This is a genomic window from Lentibacter sp. XHP0401 (assembly GCF_025751535.1).
Taxonomy (GTDB): Bacteria; Pseudomonadota; Alphaproteobacteria; order Rhodobacterales; family Rhodobacteraceae; genus Lentibacter.
Window position 1 is genome coordinate 1 of the sequence record NZ_JAOWLC010000012.1, and the last position, 17,115, is coordinate 17,115.

Sequence of the window (17,115 nt, forward strand, 5' to 3'; positions counted from 1 at the left end):
CTCAAGCCGATCCAAAGGCCGGATACATATCAGCGACTTCCTGAAGACGTGCAATTGAACACTTGCGAACAGCAGCCCGTACATACATGTGGGCTCAAAGCAGCCCTCAGATGCACCGCAGTTTTTTTGTGATATGATGCATCATCAACGTCGGGTTGAAGAATTGGGAGGGATTGGCGGATCGGAGGATCTGTCATGGGCATACCAAACTTACCTGCCATTCGTGCGCTTCGCCCTGCTTGGAATAAAGGCCGTATTGTCGGTCAGAAACGCCCACTAAAACCAAAGCATGTCTGGGCGATCAGAGTCCGACTCGAACTCGCCGAGAAACATCGCGATCTTGCCTTATTCAACATGGCGATTGATAGCAAACTCCGCGGTTGTGATCTCTGTCGGATGCAGGTTGTGGATGTGATGGCATCGGGCCAGATTAGGGAGCGGGCATCGGTTCTTCAAAGCAAGACAAAGAAGCCTGTGCGTTTCGAGATTTCGGCAGGGACGCGAGCTTCTGTTGCAAAGTGGATGGAGGATCCGCTGATGGTCGGGTCGGAATACCTCTGGCCAGGTCGCTTCCATGAGCGCCTCCACATCTCAACACGTCAATACGCGAGGATCGTTCGAGATTGGGTTACATCAATTGGCTTAGAGGCTACCGCCTACGGCACGCACTCAATGAGACGAACTAAGGTAACTCAGATCTACAAGAAAACTGGCAACCTGCGCGCTGTACAGTTGCTCCTCGGGCATACAAAAATGGATAGCACGGTCAGGTACCTGGGAGTGGAGCTCGAAGACGCTCTCGCTATTGCTGAAGCAATTGAAATTTAAAAGCACGGGCCGTCCTCGTGGACGGCCCGTTGCGGATTTTGAGCAAGGCACAAAACCCGTCTTCGACGTTCTCCGAAGCGTCCATCCGTGAAACGCCCAGCATTTTCGGCGCTTCAGGGTCTGCTCCCCGAGAAATTTTTACAGCTCGGAAATGGTTGGCACACCCGCGACGCCTATAGGCGGATCAATTCCTGCCGTGGCCACATTTTTTGTAATTCACAATTTCTTGACCCAATATCCGAAATAGCGCACGATTTGCACGTTGGTTGCATTTAGATGGGTTACTATCATGCGCTTTTTTACGATCTTGCTTCTATGCCTCTCGCTGGTTCCCAGCCTCTCATCGGCGCAGGATCGCGCCAATACAATACTCGTTCTGGACGGGTCCGGCTCCATGTGGGGCCAGATTGACGGGGTGAACAAGATTGTCATCGCGCGCGATGTCGTTGGGAAAATTCTTGCAGATTTCCCACCCGAAGAAAACCTTGGGCTGACGGTCTATGGCCACCGTGAGCGGGGCAATTGTGCTGACATCGAGACCATCGTCGCGCCGGGGCCACACACAGCGGCGGACATTCTTGCCGCCGTGAACGCGATCAATCCTCGTGGCAAAACCCCGATGACCGACGCGATCATCGCTGCGGCGCAGGCGCTGCGCTACACTGAAGAGGCCGCGACCGTTATTCTGGTCTCGGATGGTATCGAAACCTGTAATCCCGACCCATGCGCCGCTGCTCGTGCGCTTGAAGAGGCTGGTATCGACTTTACCGCGCATGTTGTCGGGTTCGATGTGACCGAGGCGGCAGCTCTGGCGCAAATGCAATGTATTGCCGATGAAACGGGCGGTGCGTTTCTGACCGCGTCAAACGCGGATGAACTGGCGGATGCTTTAAGCAAAGTCACCGCACCCGTCGCGCCAGAGCCACTCGCAGCCCCCTTAACGTTTCGCGCAATACGAGGTGAGGATGGACCGGAAGTGACCGCCGATATAGTCTGGGAAATCTCGGACTCTAAAGGCGTCGTGGTAAAAGATGGTGTCGCCACATCTGAAGAGCCCTTTTCAACCGACCTAGTTGTATCGGAAGAATATACCGCGATTGCGCGGGATGTGGCCAACGGGAGTGAGGGCATAACCCATTTCGTCGTGGATGTGGCCCCTCTGACGGTAACGGTCGTGCTCCCAGTGCCGCAACCTGACGCCACGATTACCGCACAAGACACCGCTCCCGTCGGAGCAACTATTCCTGTAGAGTGGACGGGGCCAAACGATGAACGTGATTACATCTCCGTGGCGGCCGTCGATCAAACCGGGACATCCTACGTCAATTACACTTATATCTCTGACCTTGCCGAACGGGGGTTGTTGATGCCGCCCACAACTGGCACCTATGAGCTGCGCTATGTGTCGTCGGCCACCAACTCTGTGCTTGCGACCCGCCCGATCACGATCACGCCGGTAGAGGTCATGCTGACCGCGCCGACCATCGCCAGCGCAGGCGAGTCCATCACCGTTGAGTGGAATGGTCCGGACTACGAACGAGACTATATCTCTGTCGCATCACCTGATGGAAATGGCGGCACTTACGTCAATTACACCTATACGAAAGACGGCAGTCCGCTGTCCCTGTTGATGCCCTCCGAGGCCGGAGACTACGAGCTGCGCTACATCCTGGCACAGGGCAACACGATCATGGCGCGCGCGTCGATCTCGGTTCAGCGTGTTGCTGCCACGCTTGCCGCGCCCGACACGGCGGCGGTGGGGGAAACCATTGCGGTTGACTGGACGGGGCCGAACTATGACCGCGACTACATCTCGGTCGCCAAAGTTGGCGGCGCGGGCGGTCAATATGAGAACTACACCTACACGAAAGAGGGAACCCCGCTTTCATTGCTTATGCCCTCCGAGGCAGGCACCTATGAGGTTCGCTATATTGTCTCACAGGACAACGTGATCCTGGCCAACCGAACGATCACGGTAAAGGATGTGGACGCCAGTCTGACTGCACCATCCGTTGCGCCTATGGGCGCTTCGGTCGTCGTGGAGTGGATGGGGCCGGATTATGATCGCGACTACATCTCCGTGGCGCGTGTTGGAGTTGATGGCGGGCAATACGTGAACTACACCTACACCGAAAGTGGCTCCCCACTAAACTTGCTCATGCCGTCACAGGCAGGCGACTATGAAATCCGCTACATACTGGCGCAGGACAACGTGATCCTGAGCAGAGAGCCAGTCACCGTCACGCCTGTCGACGCAAAGCTAACCGCCCCACTAAGCGTCGCGCTTTCGGCGCAAAGCATCTCTGTTGATTGGGACGGGCCCGATTACTCCCGTGACTACATCAGCATATCCAAAACAGGCGAGAGCGGCTATGTGACCTATGCCTATACGAAGGCGGGCAATCCTTTGACCATCCAACTGCCTGACGCCGCGGGGGAGTATGAAATCCGTTACGTCTTGGGGCAAAACGAGGTGGTTCTGGGGGCGACCCTGTTGACCGTGACCGCAGACTGATCGCCGTTAGTAGTGTTGGGCTAGCTGTCGCTACCTTGGGCGAGGACAGTCGCACGCGCTCGTTTGATCGCAAACCAACCGCCGACAAGACCGGTAAGCATCAGGACCGCCGAACAAAGCAATGCGAGCCGGAAATACCGTGTAAGATAACCTAAATCGACCGCGCTTTGTTTGGGATCGTCTGGCAGATACCAAATGTCGATCGGGCCGCCGTCGCTCAGAGTGTCGAAAAGCTGTTCTCTGACACGTTGATTCCCACGGTTATAAGGATCGGCTTCAGTGGGAAAGATGTAGGCGACATCGTAGGTATTTGGCTTGTTCGTTATGGTCTCGTGCAAATTAGTGACTTCACCGACCACTTTGACGCCGTGGTCCGTGAATGCGGCGGCCTTTCGATAGTCGGAGATTTTAAGCATCGCAAACCCGATGCCCGCCGCGATAAGTAACGGGTAGACCCATATTTGTTGACGCCACATCACTTTGGCCAATGTCTGTTTCGGTTCGTCCATCACCATATCCTTTGCATCGCGTCAGCGCGTGAGGGTCACGGCGCGCCAGCTCTTGACGGGGATCCCCTTGACGACGGTCGACGTATAAAAAATGCCATACATCTGGTCAGGACCGACAACCATCAAACGCAGGGTCATATCCATCGTTACGCCGTCGATTGTGACCTGTGTCCGTCCGATCAGGCGGGCGAGGTTTTCAACGCCACATCCCATTAACGTCTCAACGTCAGATGACGACAGCATGGGCGCAGGAACGCCGTCTTTGGTCGCGTGAGCCTCAAAGCTCCAGGGAGGCTCGTCGGCCCAGCTAAACACAACGGGCTGCTGTGCCTCCGGGTGCGTGCCCACAAGCCCGCCATTTGGCGACATTTCGATTTGCATCGTTTCGACGTCACCACTTGCAGGGAAAGGCATCGTCATCGGGCCTGAAATTACATAGCCCGCATGATGCGTAATCTGCCAAGGGCCGACATACATGAGGCTGATCTTGTCCCACGCCTTTTGTGAGCCGTAGTTGCAGGCGACATTCGGTTCCGCCTGCGCAGGAGATGACGCCAACAAAGCGGTTGCGATGCCGCAGGTTAAGGAAAAAGCCTTGATCATTGTCTCATTCGCTTATCATTGGAGGGGAGTTTTAGCGCTTTTGACGCCACAGGGATGTCCCTTTCCCTCATTGCTCTTTCAACAAGGCTTCGGGCAAGTTTGCACTGAACGTCCCGTCAATTTGCATCTTCTGCGACGGATCGACCTGCCCGGTCATCAAATTATTGCTGTAATAGGCAGTGGAGGAAAAGCGCCCTTCTAGGAGAAGGCCACCGTCGACTTCCTCAAGCGTAGTCAGGGAAAGCGCGGTTTGCTCGCCCTCATCGGCCAGCCAGCCCGACGCCCAACCGTCAGCGAGATAGGTCAGCGACACGTTCAACGGCACCGTTTTGCCACCAACCGACATGATATCAAACTTGAGCAGTAGGCTGTCTTTGGCTTCAGCGACGGTGTTCTCCGTCGGTTGCCCCCAAAGACTGAAGCTCTGCAAATTTGCGACCGCTATTGTCAGGCCATGGCTTTGGCTCTGTTCCCCGTCTGCTGTCAGGAACCAATTGCGTTCGGTGCTCTCGATGGTGGCTGTCAGAGTGCCGAAAACATCTTGCGCGACACAAAGTGTTGGCGTGAGGACAAGTGCCGCTGCCAGAGCGGTTTGGCGAAACCATAAATGTGACATTGAACCTCCAATGAAAAGGGAGCTTAGGGTCGCTGTTAACAAAACCGAGCATGCCAAAACCGCGCAGTTGTCAATTGAAATACTGCCGCCACGCTTCGCCTCCACAGTCTCAGTTTCAACTATGCCCGAATAGCTCTATCCGTCAACTGCCACCGTCAAAACGGCGACAGCGCCTGACTGGAGGCTTCGAAGATAACCAAACCGTGAGCGCTCGCCAAAAATGGTCAAATTGTTTTCCTGATAGGTCTACTCAACCCATTTCAAAACGAGAGTAAGCAACATGGCGCAACTGACTTGGATGGCTCGCCTCAAAAATCCATGTTGTGACCATCCTGCAATGTCCGCTTTTGAAGGTGGCGACCGAGCATAGAAAGATAGCAGCGAAAGTCCGGTTTCCGCCCAGACTGCCCGCGCGGTCATAATTCTCTGCTACGGATCAGGCTCTCATTTTGGCGAGTTGCGAGAGAATGTTGGTGTAATTGTCCACGCCCTGCGCGCCAGTAATGAGATGCTTTCGGTCAAACACTACGGCAGGCACGCCAGAAATACCCTGTTGTTGCCAATATTCTTCGGCGCTGCGAACGTCATTGGCAAAGCGCTGATCGTCAAGAACGGCAGCGGCTTGAGTGCGGTCCAGCCCGATTTCGGCGGCAATGTCAGCAAGCACGTCATCATCAGACAAGTTGCGTTGGTCTGTAAAATGGGCGGTGAACAGTGCCAGTTTCAGATCATGCTTGCGGCCTTGGGTGCCAGCCCAATGGAGCAGCTGATGGGAGTTGAATGTATTGTGCATCCGGGAGTCTTCGGTCCACTCAAAATCGAACCCCAGTTCGTCAGCCAATGCCGTCATGTGCTGCCGCGATTGTTCGGATTGCTCAGGGGTGCTGCCATATTTCTCAATAATATGATCGCGGGTGTTCTGGCCCTCTGGAGGCATTTGTGGGTTCAACTCGAACGGATGCCAGTGGATTTCATGGTCGGTGCCGACCGCCTCGAGCGCTTGCGACAATTGCCGATATCCGATGATGCACCATGGGCACATTACATCGGACACTATATCAATACGTAAAGGGCTGGTCATTTATATGTTCCATTCTTGGCAGCTAACATGATTGGCTGCGCCGAGCTAAGGCTGCAGATCATCGCTTTCAAACACGAGGGCAATGGGTTTTCCCACCGCTAATCTGGTTAGATAGGTCTTACATACCTTGCTTGCGATAGGTTGCGAAAAAATCAGCACTGTAAGTCAAAATGCCCCGCGTCTTTGAAATCCGGAGAACTCTCCAAATACAACGAGTGCGAAACGGATTGCGTCCCCATTGCGTCCCCAGATAAGAATTAAACCTTTTCCACATAGCTGCCAGGTAAATTTTTCACTTAAATATCAATGATTTGAAGTGGTGCCCGGGGGCGGAATCGAACCACCGACACGAGGATTTTCAATCCACTGCTCTACCCCTGAGCTACCCGGGCGTGCCATTGAAAACAAAGGCTCACGAGACAAACTTAATGCAGTCAAGACTGGCGGCATGGTGTGGTCCGGGTGAGACCTGCACACTTTGTTCACATCGTGTGCGGTTAATCTTACATCGCCCTGCAAGTGTCAAGTCTCTCGTCGTCGCTTTTTTACTCATTTTCAGCCGCTTAAGACAGACAGTGAAAAAGCTATGCCATCGAGGCTCTCAAAACGTTGTGAAAACGCTTTGGCGCATTTGGCGAAAGGAGAGATTTTCTCGGCGAAGGCCATACTTTACGGCTTAACGTCGCAAATCCGGACAAATGGCCAGAGATGTGCGAGTGTCGGTAAGTAAGGTGGTGAAATCCATCAGAAACAGCGACGGAAAACCGCTTTGCCCCCGTAGTATGACAAAGATCAATGTAATGACGTGCCCGTTGCATTAGCCGTTATCCGAATACACAAGGTTTGCAGGAGCCGTCGCATGAGTGAAATCCAACGCAAGATAGAAGCTTCACTTGGTGTCGGTGCGGCCAAGCGCCATATCCCCGCATGGATGGTTTGGCTGGCCGCCGCTGCTGTGGCCGGCGCACTTGCGTTCTGGTGGATGCAAGGCGCTGAAGAGCGCGCGAAAATCAGTTATATAACCGAGAGTGTCACTCAAGGTGACCTCACCGTGACCGTCACTGCAACAGGTACGATCGAGCCGACAAATCTGGTTGAAATATCCTCGGAGCTGTCAGGAACAATCGTGGATGTTCTGGTTGATTACAACGATGAGGTGAAAGCAGGGCAGGTGCTTGCGCGGCTCGATACAGTGCAGCTTGAGGCACAGATGTCGGTTCAGCGGGCAAGCCATGCCGCCGCCGAGGCGCAACTTGCCAGTGCCCGCGCCAGCCTGCTCGAAGCAGAAGCCGATTATGAGATTGTGCGCCAACTTGACGCGCGCGGCGTGACCTCTCACACCAATCTTGTTACCTCACAGGCTGCTCTCAGCCGCGCCAACGCCAATATTGCCAGTGGCCAAGCCAATCTAGATCTGGCGCAGGCACAGCTGGAAGCTCAGGAGGCTGTCTTGAGCAAAGCCACCATAATTTCGCCCATCAACGGAATCGTGCTCGAAAGAGCGGTTGATGCGGGGCAAATCGTGGCGGCAAGCCTCTCGGCGCCCGAACTTTTCACCATTGCCGAAGACCTGGCGCAAATGGAGCTGCAAGTCGATGTGGCCGAGGCCGATATCGGCCGTATCTCGGTGGGCGATATGGCAAGCTTCACCGTGGATGCCTACGATAACTCAACCTTCCCCGCGCAAATTTCGATGGTGCGCTATGCTTCCGATAGCACAGACGGGCTTGTCACTTACAAAGCCATACTCTCGGTTGAAAATGACAACCTGTTGCTGCGCCCCGGCATGACAGCAACCGCTGACATTACCGTTGCCTCCTATACCGATGTGTTGCTTGTGCCCAATGCCGCACTCAGGTTTGCCCCTCCGCAAGTCGTCGAGGCGGAAACATCCGATGACAACGGTGGTGGCGGTTTACTCAAGCTCATCATGCCATCTCGCAACAGAAATGAAACCACCCGCAACGCATCCGACAGCACGCTCTGGGTCTTGCGCAATGGTGTGGCTGTCGAAGTTGAGGTTGAGCGCGGCGACAGTGACGGATTGCTCGCTATCATTACAAGCAGCGAGCTGTCAGCGGGCGATCAGGTTGTCGTCGATATGGTCGAGGGCAACTAGAATGCCACACCGGGCCGCGGATACCACTCCCGTCATCGAGCTTCGCAATGTCACCAAGGTTTACGGCCATGGCGAGGCCGAAGTGCGCGCTATGGACGGGGTGGATATCACCATTGAAAGCGGCGAGTTTGTCGCGATCATGGGGCCGTCAGGCTCGGGCAAATCAACCGCAATGAATATGATCGGCTGCCTCGATAGCCCGACAAGCGGCGAATACCTGTTTAACGGCGTGCAAGTCGCAAAGCTTAGCCAGGACCAGCGCGCCTTACTACGCCGCAACTATCTTGGGTTCGTGTTTCAGGGTTTCAACCTGTTGGCCCGCACCACAGCGCTTGAAAACGTCGAACTGCCGATGATCTACAAAGGTATGCCTGCCACCGAGCGGCGCGAAAAGGCTCGTGAAGCCCTTGCCAAAGTCGGCTTGAGCGGTCGTGAGCATCACGACCCTTCCGAACTCTCGGGGGGGCAGCAACAGCGCGCAGCCATTGCCCGCGCCCTGGCAGGCAATCCACAAGTGATCCTTGCCGACGAGCCGACAGGCAACCTTGATACCAAACTTTCCGTCGAAATCATGGAATTGCTCAAAGACCTGAACGAGCGCGATCACATCACCATCGTCATGGTCACTCACGAAGAGGATATGGCCGCTTACGCCCACAGGGTTATCTGGATGGTCGATGGCAAAGTCGAACGCACAGGCACGCCGGAAGAAGTGTTCAGCCACGGAAGGCAAAGCGCATGATCTGGGAAACTGTCCGCTTGGCCATTCAAGCTATTTTCCGTAATACTCTGCGCTCGATCCTCACGGTTCTGGGCATTGTTATCGGCGTGGCTGCCGTCATCGCAATGGTCACAGTCGGGCAGGGCAGCTCCAATCAGGTGACTGCCGATGTCGAAAAGCTGGGAACCAACGTGCTCATGGTCATGCCGGGGGCCGGGCGGATGGGGCCGGGCAACAACTCGGTTTCAGCGGCTCTTGAGATGAAAGATGTCGAAGCACTTATAAACCAGCTTTCAAGCGTGCGCACCGCCGCGCCTTATAACCAAACCTCTCTTAATGCCGTCTACGGAACTGAAGATACCCGCACCTCCCTTGCCGGCACAGATGCGCGCTACCTTGATGTGGTCGACTGGCCCATTGTTATGGGCCGTGGCTTTCTACCCGCCGAAGAAAGCTCGGGCAGGGCAGTTTGCATTATCGGCGAAACCGTGCGGCAGGAGCTCTTCGGTAACACCGATCCGATAGGCGAAACCGTGCGTCTGAAAAATGTCTCCTGTGATGTAATAGGCTTGCTCGAAGCCAAAGGCGCGTCAAGTTTCGGCACTGATCAAGATGATATCGTCCTGATCCCGATCAAGGCGTTTCAGCGCCGCGTCACAGGTTCGGCGGATGTCTCGATGATCTATGTCGCTGCGGCAAACAACGTCTCGACCGACCGCGCGCTGGTCGAAATTGAAACCCTCATGCGCGAGCGGCGGCGCATCGGCGCAGGTGAGGAAGACGATTTCAACGTTCGCGACATGAAGCAACTGGCCTCGATGCTGACAGGGATCACCGATGTTCTCACGGGGCTTTTGTCTGCCGTGGCGGCTGTCAGCCTTCTGGTTGGCGGTATCGGGATCATGAATATCATGCTGGTTTCGGTGACCGAACGCACCCGCGAAATCGGCATCAGGCTTGCCGTGGGCGCAACCGGCAATCAGGTGTTGCTGCAATTTCTGGTCGAGGCGGTTGTGCTTTCCATCATCGGGGGCGTGGTCGGCATCATCTTGGGCCTCAGCCTCGCCGCGATTGCCTCCAACATCATGGTGATCCCGTTCAGCCCCGATCCGATGATTGTTGCAATCGCGTTTCTGTTTTCGGCGGCTGTGGGGGTAATTTTCGGCTATTTCCCTGCCCGCCGCGCCGCAAGGCTCGATCCGATCGAGGCTCTGCGCCACCAGTAACGGCTAAGGCTCAGTGCGGCTTTTGTGCCTGCTTTTCCAGCTCGTCGGCAAGGTGCTCTGCATCCTCAGGGTCAGTTGAGGGAAGGGCGTAGCCGCCCCCCAGCCATTTGGCGAGGTCAATATCGGCACAGCGCCGCGAGCAAAACGGCTTGTAGCGCGCATCGGTTTTATCGGCACAAATCGGGCAGCTCATGCGTTGGCCTCGTTCAGAAGCTCCGCCAATGGCAAGCGCGCGCGCTTGCGTTGCAACTCGTAGTGCCCCAGCGGGGTAAACCCCGCCAGCACCGTGTCAATGCCATCAGCTTTCAATGCCGCGCGCAAAGAGGCCTCAAAGCCGCGGCGGTCTTTCTTGGGCATGGGGGCCAAGTCAATCGTGATCTGCCCGCCAAGCCCGCGCAGCCGCAACTGGCGCGGCAATTCCTTGGCACAGGCAAAATTGGCGCGTGTTCCGGCCGCAAAAGAGCCGTCAGCGCCCGTGTTCACATCCACAGCCGTTAGCGCGCGGGTTGGCTCGATATAAAGCGAAGCACCGCCCGCAAGCTTTACATAAGCGTTTTGCAGCGCATCAACTGCCTCAAGCACGCCATGGCTCGCAAAGCTGCCCGCCTCGGTCACAATGTCCGCAGGCTCGACCCAGTCGCGCCAGGCAAGCACATGCGGGCTGTCGCCTTCCGTCAGTACTTCCGGTGCGGTGCCGGCTTCGCCCAGAACCGTCTGTGCGAGATCGACCATCGCGCGCAAATCTTCGGCGATGTCTTCATCAGAAGCCTCTTCGCAAGAGGAGCGCAGAATAAGGCCCATCTCAAGCCCCTGCATCTCGTCTTTGGCAATCATCATCAGCTCGTCGCGGCGTGCGTCATCGCGGATCGAGCGCGAAATATTGAGGCCCGGCGCATCAGGCGTCACAATCGCGTAGCGAGACTTGAACAGAAGCTTCAGCGTTACAGGCAGCGCTTTGCTCTCTTCGGCATAGCCCGTGAGCTGCACGGTCAGCATATCACCGGGGGCAATGCCTTTGACTTGCTTCAAAAAGGCGTTGCCATCAGGAGTTTCAAGGAAAATCCCGCCTTGGCCCTTTTGTGGTTTGGTTGCGCGTGCGCGATAAATCGTGCCGGGGCGGGGGGCGTCTGCCTCCACAAGCAAGTCATGCAGCTGCCCGTCCACCATCAGCGCCGCCGCTTCGCGCGTGCCCAAATGGTCCAGAATAATCTGACGTCCCTTCATGAGACCCTCCAAAGCGGATAGCCCGCTGCTTGCAACAGTCCTGCGGTTTCTGCCAAAGGCAATCCGACAACAGCAGTAAACGAGCCTTCAATCCATGGGATCAGCGCGCCGGCGGGGCCCTGGATACCATAACCCCCTGCTTTCCCCTGCCAGTCGTTCGTGGCGATATAGCCGGCAATCTCGGCATCGGAGAGCCGTTTCATCTTCACGGCAGTCACCACGTCACGCTGCCAGAGTTGCTCACCTTTGCGTACGGTAACAGCCGTAATCACCCGGTGACGCCGCCCTGAAAGCTGGCGCAGAAAGCGTTCCGCTTCGGCTGCATCTTCAGGCTTGCCCAGGATGCGCCGCCCGAGCGCCACAGTGGTATCCGCGCAAAGCACGATCTCGTCAGGCGCAGCGGTCACAGCCATCGCCTTTTCGCGCGCCATCCGCGCACAATAGGGGCGGGGCAGTTCGGCCTTCAGCGGGGTTTCGTCAATGTCGGGCGGGCGAATGTCATCAGCCACAACACCAATTTGCGCCAGCAATTCCTTGCGGCGCGGGCTACCTGAGCCGAGAACCAGCTTCATGTCTTACTTAAAGCGGTAGTTGATCCGACCTTTCGTCAGATCATACGGTGTCATTTCCACCTGCACCTTGTCGCCAGCCAGAACGCGGATACGGTTCTTGCGCATCTTGCCTGCCGTATGAGCGATGATCGTATGGCCGTTTTCCAGCTCGACCAGGAATGTCGCATTCGGCAGGAGTTCCTTTACGACACCGGGGAATTCGAGCAGTTCTTCCTTGGCCATGGTCTCTCCTAGAGTTTCGCAAGCCAACCGTGGCAAGCGCGGGTTAAATGCGCCTATCCAGCAAGTTTTTCAAGGCCTTTCTTAGCGCAAAGCCTCTAATGTGACATCTGAGGCGCGCGGAACTTGCTCGCCCCAGTGTTTCACACCCAATACATGGCCATCTTCGCGGATATGGGCGATTTTTTTGGTGTCTAGGCTGGCATAAGTCCAGCCGGCCTTGTTCAGGTTGCCCTCCGCCAAAACTCCTGTGGGTGGAAAGCCCTCATCCATGGGGCCGAAAATGCCGCCCATGCCGGAGTTGTCTTCCACACCATAGAGTCGCGGCTCCTTTCCGATCAGGCTTGCCATCACGGTCACACATTGGCCCTCAAGCGCCCGCGCCATTGCGCCAACGCGCACGCGCCAGTAACCTTCAAGCGCCTCGGTGCACGAGGGCACAAGGATAATCTCGGCGCCGGCTTCCACAAGTGCGCGTGCCAAAAGCGGAAACTCGCTGTCATAACAAATCAGAACACCGATTTTACCCAAAGCCGTATCAAACAGCTTGAGCGGCCCGCCGCCCGAAACATTCCATTCGTCGCGCTCGAAACGGGTCATGATCTGCTTGTCCTGAAAGCCTGCTAGCCCCGTGGGGGTAAACAACCCCGCGCGGTTCACCGTCTTGCCCGCTTCCCGAACTGGCGCCGAGGGGGCAAGGATATGCATGGCAAACTCTTCAGCCAGATCGGCAAACAACTTGTTCATCTCGGGCTGCCGCGCACTTACCGCATCAATCGAACCCTGAATGTCGCCCGCCGCTTCTGCGCCCGCAAGGGCCGCAAGTTCCATCGCTGCGTATTCGGGAAAGACCAGAAGATCGGCCCCGTTACCGGAGGCACTCATAACCCAGTCGCGCTGTTTTTGCGCATAGATCTCCCAAGTGGAGCACCAACTGACAGGGTAGGCGGCGGTCGCAATTTTCATGAGGGTGTCTCCAATTCTGGCGCATCTGGGGTGAAGCCTGTAGCATATGGTGCTTTCTGCGGGTTTTGAAACGCAAATACAACAATCAGCGTAAAACTGACGTTGCGCCACCGCTCTTGCGCGAAAAGCCAAAGCGCTACACACTCAGATCAGGAGAAGGCTCGAAATTACGAGTTAAAGGGGAGGATATAACATGAAGTTCAGCACGTTGCAGGACAGTCTCGACATGACCAATGAAATGCCGTGGGCGGAGCGTGATGTGCCCGCTACGGTTTACGAAATGCTCTCGATTACAGCGGGAAAATTTCCAGACCGTCCTGCCGTTAGCTACCAGCTCATGTCAGGTGCAACCGACAAGGCCGAAACACTCAACTGGCGCGAATATCACGAGCAGGTCTGTCAGGCTGCCAACCTCTTCCGCAGCCTCGGTGTGGGCGAGGGCGATGTGGTCGCGCTGGTCCTGCCGAACGCAACAGAAACAGCCGTCGCACTCATCGGTGGTATGACCGCAGGTATCGTCAACCCGATCAATCCGCTGCTTGAGTCCGAGCAGATCGCCGCCATCCTGCGCGAGACCAAGGCCAAAGTCGTCGTAACCCTTCGCAACTTCCCCAAAACGGATGTGGCGCAAAAAACAGCCGAGGCCGTCAAGCACGCGCCCGGCGTGCATACAATCCTCACCGTTGATCTCAACCGCTACCTGACGCCGCCCAAAAGCTGGATCGTTCCGCTGGTGCGCCCGAAGATGACGGTGAACCACCATGCCGATGTCAAAAGCTTTAATGCAGAGATGGCCAAACAGCCCAAAACCCTCAGCTTTGAGGACCGCAAGGTTGATCGCGTCGCAGCCTATTTCCACACGGGCGGCACAACAGGCATGCCCAAAGTGGCACAACACCTCAATTCGGGTATGATCTATCAAGGCTGGCTCGGCCACGAGCTTCTGTTTGATGAAAACGAAAGCGTCATGTGCCCGCTGCCACTGTTCCACGTTTTCGCCTGTCACGTCATCCTCATGTCGATGCTCAAATCCGGCGCCCATGTGGTCTTCCCTACGCCAGCGGGCTATCGTGGCGATGGTGTGTTCGACAATTTCTGGAAGCTCTGCGAGCGCTGGGGAACAACCTTCATCATCACGGTTCCAACAGCGGTGTCGGCCCTCATGCAACGGCCCGTCGATGCCGATGTCTCCAAAGTCAAAAACGCCTTCTCTGGCTCGGCTCCCATGCCGCTGGAGCTCTTCAACCGTTTCACCAAATCCACAGGCATCCAGATCATCGAGGGCTACGGCCTCACCGAAGCCACCGTTCTGGTGTCGATCAACCCTGTCGATGGCGAAAAGCGTGTTGGCTCGGTGGGCCTGCCATTCCCTTATAACGATGTGAAAATCATCGCCCAGAAAGGTAATGGCCCTGTTGAGTGCGCCCCTGATGAAATCGGTGAGATCTGCGTTGCAGGTCCGGGGGTATGGGCTGGCAACACCTACACAGAGGCCGATAAAAACAAAGACCTCTACTTTCATGAAAAATACCTGCGCACAGGTGATCTGGGCCGCATTGATCCTGATGGCTACATCTGGATCACGGGCCGCGCGAAAGACCTGATCATCCGCGGCGGTCACAATATCGACCCCGCCGAGATCGAGGATGCGCTGCTCGCCCATCAGGATGTTGCCTTCGCAGGCGCGATCGGCCAACCCGACGCGCACGCAGGCGAGCTGCCTTGCGTCTATGTCGAGCTTGTTTCAGGCGCGACAGCCACAACCGAAGAGCTCATGGCCCATGCGCGCAAACATATTCACGAGCGCGCAGCCTATCCCAAGCATGTGGAAATTCTGGATGAATTGCCCAAAACGGCTGTGGGTAAGGTCTTCAAACCCGATCTGCGAAAATCTGCAATCACACGGGTTTATAACGCTGCTCTCGAAGAGGCGGGTGTAAACGCGCGCGTCACCTCTGTTGTCGATGACAAAAAACGCGGCCTCGTGGCCATGCTTGAGGCCAACGGAGCCAGCGATGAGGCTGTCGGAAAAGTGCTAGGCAGCTTCACGCGCCCGTGGGAATGGGCGGCTTAAGCCCTGCCTCATATTGCCAGATGTCGAAGCGGGCCGCAGGAGAGTTCTTGCGGCCCGTGACTTTTCGTCTAAAATTCGTTGAATTAGTCAACCATTCGTGAGGCCGGTTCCATGGCGCAGCAAAAGAACATCCTCTTCATCATGTTTGACCAGCTTCGCTGGGATTACCTGAGTTGCTATGGCCATCCGCATCTTCACACCCCCAATATCGATTGGCTCGCCTCGCAAGGTGTGCGTTTCAACCGCGCCTATATCCAGTCGCCCATCTGCGGCTCTTCGCGGATGAGCACCTACACAGGCCGCTATGTTCACAGTCACGGGGCGAGCAACAACAAGATCCCCCTCAAGGTGGGAGAGCAAACACTGGGCGATCATTTGCGCGCCGTCGGGGTCAACAGCTGGCTTGTCGGCAAAACCCATATGGAAGCCGATGCCGAAGGCATGGCGCGTCTCGGCCTTGAGCCCGACAGCGTGATCGGCGTGCGCGTCGCCGAATGCGGATTTGATGTCTTTGAGCGTGACGACGGCATGAAGCCCGAAGGCCCCGACGGCAGCTATGATCCGAGGGGGGCTCTGGCCTATAACGAATGGCTGCGCGAAAAGGGCTACGAAAGCGATAATCCCTGGCACGACTTCGCCAATTCAGGGCTGGATGCTGAAGGCAATGTCATCTCGGGCTGGTTCCTCAAAAACTCGGCCTATGCCGCCAACATTGATGAACCCGACAGCGAAACACCCTACCTCACGGGCCGCGCGATGGAGTTCATGGAAGCCACAAGCGCGCCGTGGTGCTGCCACCTCAGCTATATCAAGCCGCACTGGCCCTACATCGTGCCCGAGCCCTACGCGAGCATGTTCGGCTCCGAACATGTCCTCCCCGTCGTGCGCTCCGATGCCGAACGCCAGCAGGCGCACCCTGTGCTCAAAGCCTTCATGGACACCCCCGTGGGCCAGAGCTTTTCCCGCGAAGACGTGCGCGAAGCCGTAATCCCCGCTTATATGGGCCTTATCAAACAGGTCGATGACCAGATGGGCCGCCTGTTCGACTGGCTTAAAGAGACAGGCCGCTGGGACAACACGGTGATCGCGCTCACCTCCGATCATGGCGATTTTTTGGGGGATCACTGGCTCGGCGAAAAAACATTCTTCTTTGAGCAAAGCGTGCGTGTGCCTTTGATTATTTATGACCCCTCACCAGAGGCCGACAGCACTCGCGGCATGGTCTCCGAAGCGCTCGTCGAAAGCATCGATCTTGCCCCGACCTTCCTTGAGATGTCGGGCGGTGCAGCCCTCCCGCATATCCTCGAAGGCGAAAGCCTCGTGCCGCTGCTGCATGGCAAAGAAGCCGACACCGAACGCGACTTCGTGATCTGTGAATACGACTACTCAGGCGCCCCCGTCGCCCGCCTCACAGGCGCAACGGTGGAGCAGGCCAATATGTATATGGTCGCCGATGCGCGCTATAAGCTTATCCATTTTGAAACAGGCGACAGACCAATGCTGTTTGATCTGGAAAAAGACCCGAACGAACTTACAGACCTTGGCGCAAGCGAAGCTCACGCCGATATCATCGCCGCCATGTATGACAAGCTCCACAAATGGGCGCGCCGTGTCTCGCAACGCACCACCATCAACCACGACAGCCTGATCGCCCGGCGCAGCGGGCGCAGCACGAAAGGGATCGTAATCGGTGTGCCCGAAGAGGGCGACATGGATGCGGACCTGACAATCAAGTATCGCGGCCAAAAAGCGAAGCCTTGGCAGGAGATAAAAAAGCCTTAACGCTTCTTCTGTTCAAAAATACCTTGGGGGTCTGGGGGCAAAGCCCCCAGCCGGTCGGAT

General features: G+C 56.4%; 16 protein-coding genes and 1 tRNA gene. 7 read left to right on the forward strand and 10 right to left on the reverse strand.

Features of this window, described 5'->3' with window-relative positions; genetic code table 11:
* Positions 1–195: 195 nt before the first annotated feature.
* Both OE750_RS14675 and OE750_RS14680 read left to right on the forward strand, forming a co-directional pair.
* Entirely contained in the window at positions 196–828 is a 633-nt protein-coding gene (locus OE750_RS14675) for a tyrosine-type recombinase/integrase (protein WP_263765042.1), read from the forward strand.
* Between the two features lie 289 nt (positions 829–1,117).
* Entirely contained in the window at positions 1,118–3,343 is a 2,226-nt protein-coding gene (locus tag OE750_RS14680) for a VWA domain-containing protein (RefSeq protein ID WP_263765043.1), read from the forward strand.
* 20 nt (positions 3,344–3,363) lie between these two features.
* On the opposite strand, the gene OE750_RS14685 is transcribed toward OE750_RS14680, so the two are convergent.
* The 5 genes from OE750_RS14685 to OE750_RS14705 all read right to left on the reverse strand — a co-directional run bounded on the left by OE750_RS14685 (position 3,364) and on the right by OE750_RS14705 (position 6,544).
* Complete coding sequence (locus tag OE750_RS14685) at positions 3,364–3,852, reverse strand: DUF3592 domain-containing protein (RefSeq protein ID WP_263765044.1); 489 nt, start codon at positions 3,850–3,852, stop codon at positions 3,364–3,366.
* Between the two features lie 21 nt (positions 3,853–3,873).
* Positions 3,874–4,455, reverse strand: coding sequence for a hypothetical protein (locus OE750_RS14690; RefSeq protein WP_263765045.1), 582 nt, complete (start codon positions 4,453–4,455; stop codon positions 3,874–3,876).
* A gap of 67 nt (positions 4,456–4,522) precedes the next feature.
* Complete coding sequence (locus OE750_RS14695; RefSeq protein ID WP_263765046.1) at positions 4,523–5,071, reverse strand: hypothetical protein; 549 nt, start codon at positions 5,069–5,071, stop codon at positions 4,523–4,525.
* A gap of 436 nt (positions 5,072–5,507) precedes the next feature.
* Complete coding sequence (locus OE750_RS14700; RefSeq protein ID WP_263765047.1) at positions 5,508–6,152, reverse strand: DsbA family protein; 645 nt, start codon at positions 6,150–6,152, stop codon at positions 5,508–5,510.
* 317 nt (positions 6,153–6,469) lie between these two features.
* Positions 6,470–6,544, reverse strand: a tRNA-Phe gene (locus OE750_RS14705).
* Positions 6,545–7,011: 467 nt separating this feature from the next.
* On the opposite strand from OE750_RS14705, the gene OE750_RS14710 reads away from it, so the two are divergent.
* The 3 genes from OE750_RS14710 to OE750_RS14720 are packed head-to-tail and all read left to right on the forward strand — an operon-like array spanning position 7,012 to position 10,218.
* On the forward strand, positions 7,012–8,271 hold the full coding sequence (locus OE750_RS14710; RefSeq protein ID WP_263765048.1) for an efflux RND transporter periplasmic adaptor subunit: 1,260 nt from the start codon (positions 7,012–7,014) through the stop codon (positions 8,269–8,271).
* Position 8,272: 1 nt separating this feature from the next.
* Positions 8,273–9,013, forward strand: a complete 741-nt coding sequence (locus OE750_RS14715; protein ID WP_263765049.1) for an ABC transporter ATP-binding protein — start codon at positions 8,273–8,275, stop codon at positions 9,011–9,013.
* On the forward strand, positions 9,010–10,218 hold the full coding sequence (locus OE750_RS14720) for an ABC transporter permease (protein WP_263765050.1): 1,209 nt from the start codon (positions 9,010–9,012) through the stop codon (positions 10,216–10,218). Before OE750_RS14715 ends, OE750_RS14720 begins: the two co-directional genes overlap by 4 nt.
* Before the next feature lie 10 nt (positions 10,219–10,228).
* Here the strand turns inward: OE750_RS14720 and OE750_RS14725 are convergent, their stop codons facing one another.
* The 5 genes from OE750_RS14725 to OE750_RS14745 all read right to left on the reverse strand — a co-directional run bounded on the left by OE750_RS14725 (position 10,229) and on the right by OE750_RS14745 (position 13,199).
* On the reverse strand, positions 10,229–10,411 hold the full coding sequence (locus OE750_RS14725; RefSeq protein WP_263765051.1) for a DNA gyrase inhibitor YacG: 183 nt from the start codon (positions 10,409–10,411) through the stop codon (positions 10,229–10,231).
* Positions 10,408–11,442 carry a ribonuclease E/G gene (locus OE750_RS14730; RefSeq protein WP_263765052.1) on the reverse strand — a complete coding sequence of 345 codons (1,035 nt, stop codon included), beginning with the start codon at positions 11,440–11,442 and terminating at the stop codon, positions 10,408–10,410. The genes OE750_RS14725 and OE750_RS14730 overlap by 4 nt, the downstream gene beginning before the upstream one ends.
* Positions 11,439–12,014 (reverse strand): Maf family protein, encoded by a 576-nt coding sequence (locus OE750_RS14735; RefSeq protein ID WP_263765053.1) that lies wholly within the window; start codon positions 12,012–12,014, stop codon positions 11,439–11,441. Before OE750_RS14735 ends, OE750_RS14730 begins: the two co-directional genes overlap by 4 nt.
* 3 nt (positions 12,015–12,017) lie before the next feature.
* Complete coding sequence (gene infA, locus OE750_RS14740; RefSeq protein WP_008186030.1) at positions 12,018–12,236, reverse strand: translation initiation factor IF-1; 219 nt, start codon at positions 12,234–12,236, stop codon at positions 12,018–12,020.
* An 81-nt stretch (positions 12,237–12,317) separates the two neighbouring features.
* On the reverse strand, positions 12,318–13,199 hold the full coding sequence (locus OE750_RS14745; protein WP_263765061.1) for a carbon-nitrogen hydrolase family protein: 882 nt from the start codon (positions 13,197–13,199) through the stop codon (positions 12,318–12,320).
* 193 nt (positions 13,200–13,392) lie between these two features.
* Here OE750_RS14745 and OE750_RS14750 point away from each other — a divergent pair, with 193 nt between their 5' ends.
* Positions 13,393–15,273, forward strand: coding sequence for an acyl-CoA synthetase (locus tag OE750_RS14750; RefSeq protein WP_263765062.1), 1,881 nt, complete (start codon positions 13,393–13,395; stop codon positions 15,271–15,273).
* 111 nt (positions 15,274–15,384) lie between these two features.
* Positions 15,385–17,055, forward strand: a complete 1,671-nt coding sequence (locus OE750_RS14755; RefSeq protein ID WP_263765063.1) for a sulfatase-like hydrolase/transferase — start codon at positions 15,385–15,387, stop codon at positions 17,053–17,055.
* Positions 17,056–17,115: the final 60 nt, after the last annotated feature.